This is a genomic window from Mesoterricola silvestris (assembly GCF_030295405.1).
Taxonomy (GTDB): domain Bacteria; phylum Acidobacteriota; class Holophagae; order Holophagales; family Holophagaceae; genus Mesoterricola; species Mesoterricola silvestris.
Window position 1 is genome coordinate 3476648 of record NZ_AP027080.1, and the last position, 12920, is coordinate 3489567.

Sequence of the window (12920 nt, forward strand, 5' to 3'; positions counted from 1 at the left end):
GCACCGGGGTTTGCGGGATTCCGCACAGCGCCGCCCCGGAGGGGGGCGGGGGCGGTGGTATGATCCCTTCCAGAATCAATAGATAGACGAGCCGCTGGAAATGGCGCGGGGATTGCTCCCAAGGGGGCATCCCATCGCGTACCCACTCTTCCGAGGAGAGACCAACATGATCAGGAACATCGTGGCAGTTCTGCTGGTGGCGGGTTCCGTGGCCCCCGGCGCCTGGGGCGCCGCGCCCGCGCAGGCCAAGGCCCTCCACCTCCGCACCATCGAGAAGTACCCGGCTCCCAAGCTGGAGAAGGTCAACGGCCGGGAAATCAAGTTCCTCCTGGACCCCGCCAAGCTCAAGGGCTCCCCGGAGGAGGCCTTCGCGCTGGTGTGGGACCGGGTCAAGGCCTCCGCGGCCAGGAACGGCTTCACGATCACCGAGAAGGCCGAGAAGCCCCTGAAGATCGAGAAGGCCTACAAGGAGTACTTCGACACGCCCGGCCAGGACCTCTGGAAGAAGGGCTACCTGGTGCGCATCACCCAGAAATTCAAGAAGGGCGTGGCTGAATTCCAGGTGGGCCTGACCATCAAGGCCGTCAACCCCGACGCCAACGTCGCCATGGCGACGCCCCTGAAGGTCGTGGGCGTGGAGAAGGTGAAGGTCGAGGCCGAGGAGAACGCCGGCCCCGCCGCCGGCGGCGGCCTGGACGGGTACGTGGAGAAGGGCGCCTCCTTCAACGTCACCCTCGACAGCCTGGGCAAGCTGACCCTGGGCGATTTCGCCAAGTACATGCCCGAACTGGCCACCCTCGGCATTCCCGCCGACACGAAGCTCGTGGGCAACCGGGCCTACTCGGTGCGCGTGAAGCCCGGCGCGGTGGAGCTGGCCGGCACCGACGACTGCGGGTTCTCCATGGAAGGGTGGTCCACGACCCCCGGCGGCGCGCCCTACCTCTACGACTTCTCCTACGGCTACGGCGACATCGACTTCTACGACAGCGCCGCGCTCCACGAGGCCAGCGAGAAGTTCTACTACAAGGTCGTCCTGGGGGACCTCGGCGACCTGGCCATGCCCCAGGCCGAGAAGTGGGGGGGATCCAAGGTCCGCAAGCTCATGAACAGGCCCATCAGCCGCTGAAGTCCATTCCCACCCTTTCCAGGAGAACCATCACGATGCTAAACCTCCGCCGCAGTTTCACGCTGGGCGCCCTCTCGGCGTGCCTCGCCTTCCCCGGCTTCGGCCAGGCCGGGCCCGAAAAGCTCGACGCCCTCTACGGGTGCCTGTCCATGCCCGCCTACATCAAGCACTACGAAGCCGACAAGAACGGCAAGGTGCTCATCAACCCCTACCTGCAGGTGGCCACCAAGGACTACCCCGCCATCCTGGACGCCAAGAACGCCCCCTACAACTGGGTGATCGACGCCGAAGGCCGGGTGGGCATCATCCAGGAAGCCGCCCATCCCCTGGGCCGCACCTACCCCAAGGGCTTCTTCCGCCCCGAGGACCAGTCCAAGCGCAAGCCCGGCACCACCGAGAACTACGGCCACGTCTCCGCCCTCGCCGGCGGCCCCAGCCGCATCAGCGGCGAGATCAACTACGACAAGGCCACCAAGACCTTCACCATCAACAACAAGTCCGGCCGCTACTCCAAGCACAACCCCGACCGCACCCCGGAGCAGATGGCCAACGCCGCCAAGCTGATCCAGGAAGTGGTGGATCCCGGCAAGACGGCCTGGGGCCCCACCTACTACCTCCTGGAGTACGCCCCCGAACCCATCCGCGAGGAGCTCCTGAAGAGCCCCAAGCTCGCCTATGACGACGCCGCCAAGAAGAGCCGCCCCCACATCATCCTCGCCGCCGCCCCGGCGACGGCCCCCGATGCGGAAAAGCCCAAGACCAAGGCCAAGAAGGCCAAGGCCGCCCACAACGACGATCCGTCATAAGACCCGCGCCCCACCGGCCCATCGAATAGGAGCTTGGAACACATGAAGACGCTATTCTCCCCCCGCATCCTCCTCCCGGGAATCCTCCTCTGCCTTGCGGCGGCCACCACGCCCCTGCCGGCGCGGCAGCCCTCGGACGTCACGGCCCAGGCCCACGTCCTCAAGGGCAGGAAGAACTTCCTCACCGGCTACGACCCCGTCAACGTCGACGGCACCATCAACTGCGTCGTCGAGATCCCCGCCGGCACCACCGCCAAGTACGAGACGGACATCAAGACCGGCCTCATCGCCATCGAGCAGAAGAACGGCGCCCCCCGCTACGTGCAGTACCTGGGCTACCCCTGCAACTACGGCGCGGTGCCCCGCTCCGTCCTCCTCAAGACCAAGGGCGGCGACGGCGATCCCATCGACGTGCTGATCCTGGGCCATTCGGTGCCCACCGGCACCCTGGTCAAGGCCCGCACCCTGGGGATCCTGGTGCTTTCCGACTCCGGCGAAGTGGACAACAAGCTGGTGGTGGCCATGGAGGGCTCGCCCTTCTGGAACTGCAAGAGCATCGCCGACCTGGACGCCAAGTTCCCCGGCGTCACCTCCATCCTCCAGACCTGGTTCACCTCGTACAAGGGCCGGGACAAGGAAGGCAAGCTCCTGCTGTCCTCCACGGGCTTCAAGGAGCGGGCCGAGGCGATCCGCTTCCTGGGCGACGCCGTCCTGGACTACGAGAACTCCGTGACCACCGACGCCGACCGGCGCCCCCTGGACAAGGACGGGAACCCCAGCCTGTACCGCTGGCCCGGCGCGAAGAACCTGGGCGAATGACACCGAGGGGGGCGCAACCGCCCCCCTTTTCATCCTGCGAACATCAAGGAGGCACAAGACATGCGCATCGTACTCTTGGGTGCGCCCGGGGCCGGCAAGGGCACCGTGGCCAAACAGCTCACGGCCTTCGACGGCTCCGTGCAGATTTCCACCGGCGACCTCCTCAGGGCCGCCGTGAAGGCCGGAACGCCCCTGGGCAGGCAGGCCCAGGCCTACATGGAGCGGGGCGATCTCGTCCCCGACCGGCTCATCATGGGCATGGTGGAGCAGCGCTTCCAGGAACACCCCGGCGAGGGCTTCATCCTGGACGGCTTCCCCCGCACCATCCCCCAGGCCGTGTCCCTGGGCCTGCTCCTCAAGGGCCTGGACCTGCCCCTGCACCTGGTGGTGAACCTGGCGGTGCCCGAGGAGGTCATCCTGGACCGGCTCACCACGCGCCGCACCTGCTCGAACCCGGGCTGCAACGCCATCTACAACGTCAAGTCGAACCCGCCCGCCCCGGACGGCACCTGCCGCGCCTGCGGGTGCAGCGTCATCCAGCGGGAGGACGAGACCCCCGCCGCCATCGCCCGGAGGCTGGAGGTCTACCGGCAGCAGACCAATCCCCTGGTGGGCCACTACCAGCGCACCGGCCTCCTGCTCACCGTGGAGGAGCTGGACACGGCCGCCATCGTCAAGACCATCGCCGGAGCCCTGGCCACGCAGGTGGCCTGAGGCGGCCCGTGCGCGTTCCCGCAGGGGTCCTGCGCGGAATCCCGCACAACCCTCCCGGCGGGGTCCGCTCCGGATTCGAATATCACCCCTGAAATGTTAGGTTTAGCTTATCCCGGCACTTTGGCACGGATCTTCCAATTCACGTCCATTCCCTCCGGGAAGCCCTCGTCTTCAACACAGCCGGCGCACCCGCGCCCACCCATGACCTACCGCTGGAGGTTCACATGAAGTTGTTCGTCACGCCCCTGGCCCTCGCGATCCTCGCGGGCCCCCTCGCCGCCCAGGCGCCCACCGACGCCGAGAAGCGCATCGCCGACCTCGAGAAGAAGGTGGACAAACTCACCAAGGCCCAGGCCAAGAAATCCGACGATTCCAAGGACAGCGGGTTCTACGTCAAGTTCGGCGGCCGCTTCCACCTGGATTCCGTCTTCTTCGACGGCAACCAGAACCGCCTGGCCAACGGGACCCAGTTGCGCCGCGGGCGCATCAGCTTCAAGGCCGGCTTCGGCAAGGACTGGGTGGCCGAAGGCGACTACGATTTCGCCGAAGGCGACGCCTCCATCAAGGACATGTGGATCGGCTACCAGGGCCTCAAGGACACCCTGATCCAGGTGGGCCAGTTCAAGGAGCCCTTCGGCTTCGACACCCTCTCCTCCTCCAACGCCATCTGGTTCACCGAGCGCTCCTACAGCGACGTGTGGGCTCCCGACCGCCACGTGGGCATCGCCATCGCCAAGTGGGGCGACCGCTGGCAGGGCAAGGCCAGCTTCTTCGGCCAGGCCATCGACGACACCAACACCGCCGACACCAACGGCTCCGACCAGGGCTGGGGCTACGCCGCGCGCTTCACCGTGGCCCCCATCCTCGTCTCCGAATCCAAGGCCATCCACTTCGGCGTGGCCATGGCCAACCGCACCCCCATCGCCGACTACAGCACCACCACCCTGGTGCCCGTGGGCAACGAGGTCTATGCCGTGGACTTCTCCGGCCGGCCCGAGGCGGGCAAGATCAGCAAGGCCAAGTTCCTCAATGCCAAGGTCGCCAACGTCAAGAACTACACCCAGGTGGGCGGCGAGTTCGTGGGCGTGTGGAACGCCTTCTCCTGGCAGAGCGAGTACCAGCAGACCAAGGTCAAGCGCCGGGACGCCATCGGCACCACCCCGGCCGCCCTGGCCGCCTCCGTCGTGGACCACACCTTCTCCACCTACTACGGCCAGGTGTCCTGGATCTTCGGCGGCCAGCGCACCTACTCCGCGCAGGACGGCCTCTTCGGCAAGGTCAACCCCTCCAACAAGCTGGGCGCCCTGGAAGTGGTGGCCCGCTACAGCAAGATGAACCAGGACGACCTCACGGCCATCGACCCCGTCAAGGGCGGCCAGGCCAAGAACCTGTCCCTGGGCCTCACCTGGTACACCAACAAGAACCTGCGCTGGATGATCGACTACACCAAGGTCGACAACAACGAGAACGCCAAGCCCAAGGGCGTCTACGGCGGCATCGTCAACGACGACTTCTCCATCACCACGCTCCGCCTGCAGGTCAACTTCTAGAAGCCGGTCCCTTCCGGACGGGTCCGCACCCCGGGCCCTTCCGGAAGGACTGTCCGCAGTGGAATACTTCAACCCGCCCATGAATCAGGAGGCCCCGTGGCCAAGGAAATCGAACGCAAGTACCAAGTGAAGCTGGACGCCTGGGTCCCCCAGGGCGAAGGCATCCACTTCAAGCAGGGCTACCTCAATTCCCAGAAGGAGCGGGTCGTGCGCGTGCGCATCGAAGGCACCCGCGCCAAGCTCACCATCAAGGGGATCACCACCGGCGTGACGCGCTCCGAGTTCGAGTACGCCATTCCCGTGGAGGACGCCGCCGTCCTCCTGGACAACCTCTGCGAGCAGCCCCTCATCGACAAGCACCGCCACAAGGAGGTGCACTTCGGCAAGACCTGGGAGATCGACGTCTTCCACGGCCTCAACGAGGGCCTCGTGGTGGCCGAGATCGAGCTGGCCTCCGAGAACGAGGCCATCACCCTGCCCGCCTGGGCCGGCACGGAAGTCTCCAGCGATCCGCGCTATTTCAATTCCAACCTGCTCAAGAACCCCTACACTACCTGGAACAAGGCTTAATCAACCGCGGGCCGCCCCAAGGGGGGCGGTCCGCCTTTTCGGGCATATCGATGGCAGCTGAAGCACCCGCAGCACCTCCGTCCCACTCCCTCCAGGACCTCCTGGACATGGAGAAGATGGTCCTCTCCTCCAAGACCCGGGAGGCCCAGAGCCCCACGGAAAAATGGATGCGCTACCTGGGCTTCCCGGGCGGCATCCTGCTCTTCCTCCTCGTCCTCTACCTTCCGGCCGGGGCTGGCCTCAGCGGCGCGGCCCAGACCGGCACGGCCTGCTTCGCCCTGGCCCTGGTGTGGTGGGTCACGGAACCCTTCCCCACCTACGTCACCTCCCTGATCCTCATGTTCCTGCTGCTGGTGACGCGCACCTCGCCCGCCAAGCCCATCATGGACGTGCTGGGCATGGAAGTGATCTGGCTCAACCTCCTGGCCTTCATCCTCAGCTCCATGCTGGTGAAGACCCGCCTGGCCAAGCGCATGGCGCTCTGGCTCATCATCAAGTTCGGCCGCAAGGCCTCCTGGGCCCTCCTGGCCTTCGTCATCCTGCAGCTGGCCCTGTCGCCCCTCATCCCGGCCACCGCGGCGCGCTGCGTCATGACCCTGCCCCTTATCATCGTGGTGGGCACCATCTACGGCTCCACGGAGCAGACCCCCAACAATTTCGGCAAGAACCTCCTGCTCCTCAACCTCGCCGGCATCTCGGTGCTCACCTCGGTCACCATGACCGGCTCCTCGGCCAACCTGGTGGCGGTGGGCTTCATCCAGAGCATGACCGGCCACCGGGTCTACTACATGGACTGGATGATCGCCGGGGCCCCCATCGCCATCCTCACCATGCTGATCATGTGGTTCCTGGGGCGGAAGTTCATCTTCCCCATCGCCCCCGAAGACCAGTTCCCCAAGGTCGAGGGCGGCCTGGAGCTGGTGGAGCGCCAGCACAAGGCCATGGGCGGCTTCTCCTTCCAGGAGAAGAAGGCCCTGGTGATCTTCGGCGTGGTGCTCTTCCTGTGGATGACCGACATCTTCCACATGCGGTGGTTCGGCGTGGAGATCAGCGCCCCCTTCGCGGCCCTGGTGGGCGCGGTGCTGGTGCTCTTCCCCCGCTACGGCGTGCTCCAGTGGAGTGAGGCCGACATCCCCTGGCACCTCCTCATCTTCTCCGCGGGCGCCTACGCCGGCGGCCTGGCCCTGGAGGACACGGGGGCCGCGGAATGGGGCGTCAGGACGCTGTTCGGAGGCATGAACCTCCGGAGCATCCCCTTCGGCGCCGCCTTCACGATCATCATGGCCGTGATGATGTACAGCCACCTGCTCACCACCTCCAAGACGGTGCGCACCATCATCCTGATCCCCATCATCATCACCATGTCCAAGGCCCTGGGCTGGGACCCCGTCTCCATGGCCCTGCCCGCCGCGCTCTGCATCGACTGGGTGGTGGGCCTGCCCATCAGCGGCAAGCCCAACGTCATCCTCTTCTCCACCAACCAGTACACCGTGGGGGAGAACTTCAAGTTCGGCATGGCCACCTGCACCGTGGGCATGGTGCTCCTGGTCCTCTCGGCGGCAACCTGGTTCCACTGGATCGGGATCACGCCTTCCTTCTGGGCGATGCCTCAATGAGCCGACTCCTCCTCCCCCTCCTCCTGGGCACCGCCCTCTGCGCGGCGCCCGCCGAGATCCGCCAGTACGCCACCCGCGTGGACATCCAGGGCGACGGCTCCGGAAGGGCCACCGCCACCGTCACCCTCGCCGGCGACCCCTCCGACACGGTGGAGATCCCCGTGGGCTTCAAGGCCAGGGGCTTCGCCCTCACCGAGGGCCCCAAGGGGCTCAAGCTCGAACCCTACGGCTCGGCGATCCGGGTGGTCCTGCCCCCCGAACGGGGCGCGTGGACCTTCACCTTCACCTTCACGGCCCTGGACACCTTCATCCCCGAGGCCGTGCCCGAAGGCGAGAAGGCCCGGATCCCCGCCACGAGCCGGGTGGTGCGCCACGCCTTCGTGCAGACCTTCGAGGATCCCATCGCCGCCTACAGCGTCGAAGCCGTTCTCCCTCCCGGGTACCGGTTCCAGGCCATCAAGGAGGCCCTGCCCAAGGTGCGCAAGACCGAATCCGAGCCCCGGGTCCGCCTGGGCCGCACCGACGGCCGTCAGACCGCCATCCTGCGGGTCACCCGCCTCAAGCAGGGCGATTCCGCGGCCATGACCCTGGAGGCCACGCCGTCCAGCCGCTCCATTCTGTGGCTGGTGACGGGCCTGGCCATCGCGGGCCTCTACCTTTTCCTCTTCCGCGACATGGTGCAGTCCCGGCACTGACCGCCCCATCCCCCACCCCTTCCTGCCCGAGGTCCCATTGATTCCACCCCAGATCACGCCCTTCCTCCTCACCATCGCCATCAGCGCCCTGATCGGGATCGGCTTGAGGGAGTACTACGAAGGGGAGGGCAAGTTCGACACCTTCGGCACGGTCCGGACGTTCATCTTCATCGGCATCCTCGGCTTCATCGCCTACCGGATCCCCGGCCTGGGCCCCTACGCCTTCCTCATGGGCATGGCCGTCCTGGGGGCCTTCCTGGTGGTCTACTACCGCAACAAGGTGACCCAGCAGCAGAGTCCCGGCCTGATCGGGGTGCTCATCGCCATGCTCACGTACCATATCGGGCCCATCGCCATCCACGAGCCCCACTGGTACCTCTCGGCCCTGGGCGTCACGATCCTCCTGGTGCTGCACTCCAAGGGCCGCATCCGCAAGTTCACGGACCGCCTGGAGACGGGCGAGGTGGTGACGGTCTGCAAGTTCCTGGCCATCACCGCCGTCGTGCTGCCGCTGATCCCCGCGGAGGTCCCCATGACGGGCTGGGCCGCCAAGGTCTTCACCATCCTGCCCGTCACCCCCCGGCAGATCTGGATGGCCGTGGTGGTCACCACCGCCATCTCCTACACCGGCTACGTGCTCCAGACCTACCTCTTTCCGCGCAAGGGGATGCTGCTCACCGGCATCATCGGCGGCCTCTATTCCAGCACCATGACCACCCTCGTGCTGTCCAAGCGCACCCGCAACCTCCCCGGGGAAGCCCGGGAGACCGCGGCCGCCATCCTGCTCTCCACCCCCACCATGTATCTCCGGATCCTCTTCCTGGTGGCGGCCTTCATGCCGGGGGGCGCCCTGCACCTCGCGGGTCCCTTCCTGGCGCTGTCCGGCCTGGTGGCGGGCTACGCCTGGTGGGTCCGCGGCGGCCCCGCCCCGGAGGCCGCCGGGACCGGGGAGGTGGAGGTCAAGGACCGCAATCCCCTGGAGATCAACGCGGCCCTGCTCTTCGCCCTCATGTTCGTGGTCGTCACGGTGGTGACGAAGTTCGTCCTGCTCCACTTCAAGGACCTGGGGCTGCGCATGCTGTCCTTCCTGGTGGGCGCCTCGGACATCGTGCCGTTCATCGTCTCCATCCTCCAGGGCAACCTGGGCATCACCGAGCCCCAGATCCTCCAGGCGGTGGTGGTCGCCACCGCCAGCAACAACCTGATGAAGGCGGTGTACGCCTATCTCTTCGGCAACCGCCGCGCCGCCGTCCTGGTGGCCGCGGGCATGGCCGGCGCCGCCGCCCTTTCCTTCCTCTTCGTCGCCGTGGCCTTCTAGGCCCCCCGTCACCCACCCCATTCCAAGGAGCCTTCCCATGGCCGATCCCTTCGCAAAGAACACCGCCACCTCCGCCGAGGACGCCGCCAAGATCATCCCCCGCGCCGAATTCCGCGTCTTCGGCCAGGGCGTCATCGACCTCGTCAAGGGCAACATCTGGAACGGCAAGACTGTCCTGTTCCAGGCCCGCAGGATGCCCGCCGAGACCTACTTCCTCTCCACCCGCACCAACGAGGCCAACGTCAAGGTCCGCGACGGCCTCCTGGACATCAAGACCAAGGTGGGCGAGACCCCCGAAGGCTACGAGATCTTCCAGCCCCGCGGCAAGTTCCAGTTCCCCGTCAAGCGGGAGGACCTGGCCACGATCCTCTCCCACCTGAAGGTGGAGAGCGTGCTGGAGCAGGAGACCTACACCCTGGACGAGTTCGTGCTCTTCGCCCGCAAGCACCCCGCCCTGTGCCCCGTGAGCGTCGAGAAGATGCGCTACGGGTTCACCATCGAAGGCATCATCTGCGAGTACGCCCAGGTGTGGTTCAACGGCGCGCTGGTGGAATCCGCCTGCGCCGAGAGCGAGAACTACGAGGGCATGAAGAAGGTCGTCGAAGGCCTGGGCATCGCCGCCATGCCCAACACCAACTACCTGAAGGCCGCCAAGCGCGTCGTCGGGATGGAATAGGCTCCGCGGGGCGCGGAGGCCCTCTCCGCGCCCCGGCAGGCCCAATCGCCAGGAGTCCGTCATGATCCCCCCTCTCGTAGCCTCCTTCCTGCTCACCCTCGCCGCCAGCTTCCTCATCGGGATCGGGCTCAGGGACTACTACGAGGGCGAAGGCAAGTTCGACACCTTCGGCACCGTGCGCACCTTCGTGTTCTTCGGCATGCTGGGCTTCCTCCTCTACCAGATGCCCACCGTCGGGCCCTACGTGTTCACCATGGGCCTGGCGGCCATCGTCCCCTTCCTGCTGGTGTACTACAACAACAAGGTCCGCCAGAAGAAGAGCCCCGGCCTCATCGGCGTGCTCATCGCCCTGCTCACCTACACCCTGGGGCCCATCACCCTGCTCCAGCCCCACTGGTACGTGGTGCTGATCGCCGTGTCCATCCTGTTCGTCCTCCACTCCAAGGGCCGGATCCGGAAGTTCACGGACCGCCTCGAGACCGGGGAGGTGGTCACGGCGTGCAAGTTCCTGGCCATCGCCGGCGTGGTGCTGCCCCTGATCCCGGCCGTGATGCCGGCCACGGGCCACCTGGGCCGGCTCTTCGCGGTGCTGCCCCTCACGCCCCGGCAGGTGTGGATGGCCGTGGTGGTAACCACCACCATCTCCTACTTCGGGTATGTGCTCCAGACCTACCTCTACCCCCGCCGGGGCCTGCTCCTCACGGGGCTCCTGGGCGGCGTCTATTCCAGCACCGTGGCCGTGCTGGTCCTGGCCAAGCGCTCCCGGCAGCAGCCCGGGCGCGAACGCCAGGCGGCCACCGCCATCCTCCTGGCGGTGGCCATGATGTACCTGCGGGTGCTGGTCCTGGTGGCCATCTTCCGCACCCGGGACGCCCTGAAGGTGGCCCCGGCCCTGCTGGTCCTGGCCATCCTGTCCGCCGCGTACGGCCTCTGGATCAACCGGGACATGGCCCCCGACCCCACCCCCGCCGCCCTCCCGGAGGAGGGGGGGATCCCGGCCGCCCCGGAGCCCGGCGAGGAGGCCCTCCACCGGAACCCCCTGGAGATCAATTCCGCGCTGTTCTTCGCGTTCATGTTCGTGACGGTGTCCTTCGCCACCAAGTACGCCCTGATCTTCTTCAAGGAGATGGGCCTGCGGGCCATGTCCTTCATCGTGGGATGCTCGGACATCACGCCCTTCGTGGTCACCGTCCTCCAGGGCAACCTGGGCATCGGCAGCGGCCAGATCCTCCAGGCCATCATCATCGCCACCGCCAGCAACAACGTCCTGAAGGTCTTCTACACCTACCTGTTCGGCACCCGCCGCACCGCGAACCTAGCGGCCACCGGCATGGCCGGGCTCATCGTCCTGTCATTGGCCTACGCTCTGATCGGTCTGTGAAATGCCCAAGCTCTCCCTCCTGCCCTCCCTGAACCTCCGCGGCCAGTTCCTGTTCCTGCTGGCCACGCAGCTGGTGCTCCTGGCGCTTGTGGCGGTGCTGGGGGCCACGAGCCTGGAGCGGCTGCGCCGGGACCAGATCGTCCTGGGCTCCGGCCTCCCCAAGAGTTCCGTGGCCGCGAGGGTGCTCCACGATTCCGATGTCCTGCGGGTGATCCACGTCTCCCTCATCGGGGCGGCGCGGAACCCGGAGTACCTGGAGAAGCGGGTCAAGCGCCTGAAGGAGGTGGAGGCCGACCTCGCCAGGTCCCTGGCGGACATGGACGCCCTGCCCTGGACGGGCCAGGACCGGGAGGACGTGGACCGGATCACGTCGGGCATGAGGAAGTACATGGCCTCCTTCCCCCCCGTCCTGGACCGGGCCCGGAAGGCGGGCATGGACGAGCTTCCCGCCCTCATCGAAGCCAATACGGCCTACCGTCGGGACGGCTACAACCTCCTCCTCAAGCTCCTTCCGCGCCTCCAGGCCGCGGGCGAGGAGATCGTCCGCCAGGATCTGGAAGGGAGCCGCACCGGCCAGTTCCTCATCCTGGCGGGGCTGGCCGCGGCCCTGGCCCTGGGGCTCACCTTCACCCGGATCCTGGGCAACGGCGTGCGCCGGCAGGCCTCGGGCCTCCTCGTGTCCATGGAGGCCCTGAGGACCGGGAACCTGGCCACCCGGTGCGCCGAGCCCGGCGGGGGCGAACTGGGGGACACCGGCCGCGCCCTGAACGCCGTCATCGAGGACCTCGGGCGGCACATCCGCACCATCTCGGAGGTGAGCCACCGGGTGGCCTCCTCCGCCACGGAACTGAGCGCCACCGTGGCCCAGGTGAAGGGCGCCACGGACGAGATCGGGGTCTCGGCCCACCAGCAGCGGGCCATCATGGAGGAGGGCACGGGCCTGGTGCGGGACATGCGCACCCTCACGGGCACCGTCCAGGCCGGCACCGCCCGGCTCCAGACCCTCGCCTCGTCCTCCGAAACCGCCGCCGACACCGCCCGGGGCAGCGCCTCCGATTCGGACCGGGCCATGGAAGGCATCCTGGAGAGCTCGCGCAACGTGGGCCGCATCACCACGGTCATCGCCGACATCGCGCGCCAGACCAACCTCCTGAGCCTCAACGCTGCCATCGAGGCCGCCAAGGCCGGAGCCCAGGGCAAGGGCTTCGCCGTGGTCGCCGAGGAGGTGCGCAAGCTGGCCGAACGCAGCGCCGTGGCCGCCAAGGAGATCACCGCCCTGGTGGCCGAGAGCTCCCAGCGGGTGGACGAGGGCATTCAGGCCGTGGGTCAGGTGAACGACGGCCTCGGCCGCATCCAGGGCCACATCCAGGAGAACGGCGGCCAGGTGCGGGAGATCGCCGCCGCCATGGACCTCCAGGCCACCTCCTCCGGGCGCCTCCTGGACCACCTGGGCACCATCGGCTCCCTCACCGAGCGCAACGGATCCGCCACGACCCAGCTGGTGGCGACGATGCACGAGACCGCCAAGACCGTGGAGGAACTCGCGGCCCTGGCCTCCGAACTCCAGGGGCTGACGGAGCGTTTCCAACTGGCCTGAAGGTGATCCACCGGGTCGTTCCCGCCGGAGCCTGTCCAGACAAATGACGACA

General features: G+C 67.2%; 12 protein-coding genes. All 12 read left to right on the forward strand.

Annotated features, from left to right (window positions below; translation table 11 throughout):
- The first annotated feature begins 166 nt into the window (after window positions 1-166).
- The 12 genes from R2J76_RS15080 (at window position 167) to R2J76_RS15135 (ending at window position 12868) form a co-directional block, all read left to right on the forward strand.
- On the forward strand, window positions 167-1126 hold the full coding sequence (locus R2J76_RS15080; RefSeq protein WP_316412463.1) for a CYTH domain-containing protein: 960 nt from the start codon (window positions 167-169) through the stop codon (window positions 1124-1126).
- A gap of 35 nt (window positions 1127-1161) precedes the next feature.
- Window positions 1162-1932 (forward strand): hypothetical protein, encoded by a 771-nt coding sequence (locus tag R2J76_RS15085; protein WP_316412464.1) that lies wholly within the window; start codon window positions 1162-1164, stop codon window positions 1930-1932.
- 42 nt (window positions 1933-1974) lie between these two features.
- Window positions 1975-2751 carry an inorganic diphosphatase gene (locus R2J76_RS15090; protein ID WP_316412465.1) on the forward strand — a complete coding sequence of 259 codons (777 nt, stop codon included), beginning with the start codon at window positions 1975-1977 and terminating at the stop codon, window positions 2749-2751.
- Between the two features lie 60 nt (window positions 2752-2811).
- Window positions 2812-3465 (forward strand): adenylate kinase, encoded by a 654-nt coding sequence (locus R2J76_RS15095; RefSeq protein WP_316412466.1) that lies wholly within the window; start codon window positions 2812-2814, stop codon window positions 3463-3465.
- Window positions 3466-3689: 224 nt separating this feature from the next.
- Window positions 3690-5015, forward strand: a complete 1326-nt coding sequence (locus R2J76_RS15100; RefSeq protein WP_316412467.1) for an OprO/OprP family phosphate-selective porin — start codon at window positions 3690-3692, stop codon at window positions 5013-5015.
- Between the two features lie 96 nt (window positions 5016-5111).
- On the forward strand, window positions 5112-5585 hold the full coding sequence (locus tag R2J76_RS15105) for a CYTH domain-containing protein (protein WP_316412468.1): 474 nt from the start codon (window positions 5112-5114) through the stop codon (window positions 5583-5585).
- Window positions 5586-5635: 50 nt separating this feature from the next.
- Window positions 5636-7201, forward strand: coding sequence for an SLC13 family permease (locus R2J76_RS15110; protein ID WP_316412469.1), 1566 nt, complete (start codon window positions 5636-5638; stop codon window positions 7199-7201).
- Window positions 7198-7896: a hypothetical protein gene (locus R2J76_RS15115; protein ID WP_316412470.1), complete on the forward strand. Its 699-nt coding sequence runs from the start codon at window positions 7198-7200 to the stop codon at window positions 7894-7896. Before R2J76_RS15110 ends, R2J76_RS15115 begins: the two co-directional genes overlap by 4 nt.
- 37 nt (window positions 7897-7933) lie before the next feature.
- Window positions 7934-9214 (forward strand): MgtC/SapB family protein, encoded by a 1281-nt coding sequence (locus R2J76_RS15120; protein WP_316412471.1) that lies wholly within the window; start codon window positions 7934-7936, stop codon window positions 9212-9214.
- A gap of 37 nt (window positions 9215-9251) precedes the next feature.
- The gene (locus R2J76_RS15125) at window positions 9252-9890 is read left to right on the forward strand and encodes a hypothetical protein (protein ID WP_316412472.1); all 639 of its coding nucleotides are present in this window, start codon (window positions 9252-9254) and stop codon (window positions 9888-9890) included.
- A gap of 61 nt (window positions 9891-9951) precedes the next feature.
- A complete protein-coding gene (locus tag R2J76_RS15130; RefSeq protein ID WP_316412473.1) occupies window positions 9952-11271 on the forward strand; it encodes an MgtC/SapB family protein in 1320 nt (439 codons plus the stop codon).
- A 1-nt stretch (window position 11272) separates the two neighbouring features.
- Entirely contained in the window at window positions 11273-12868 is a 1596-nt protein-coding gene (locus R2J76_RS15135; protein ID WP_316412474.1) for a methyl-accepting chemotaxis protein, read from the forward strand.
- The last annotated feature ends 52 nt before the right edge of the window (window positions 12869-12920 follow it).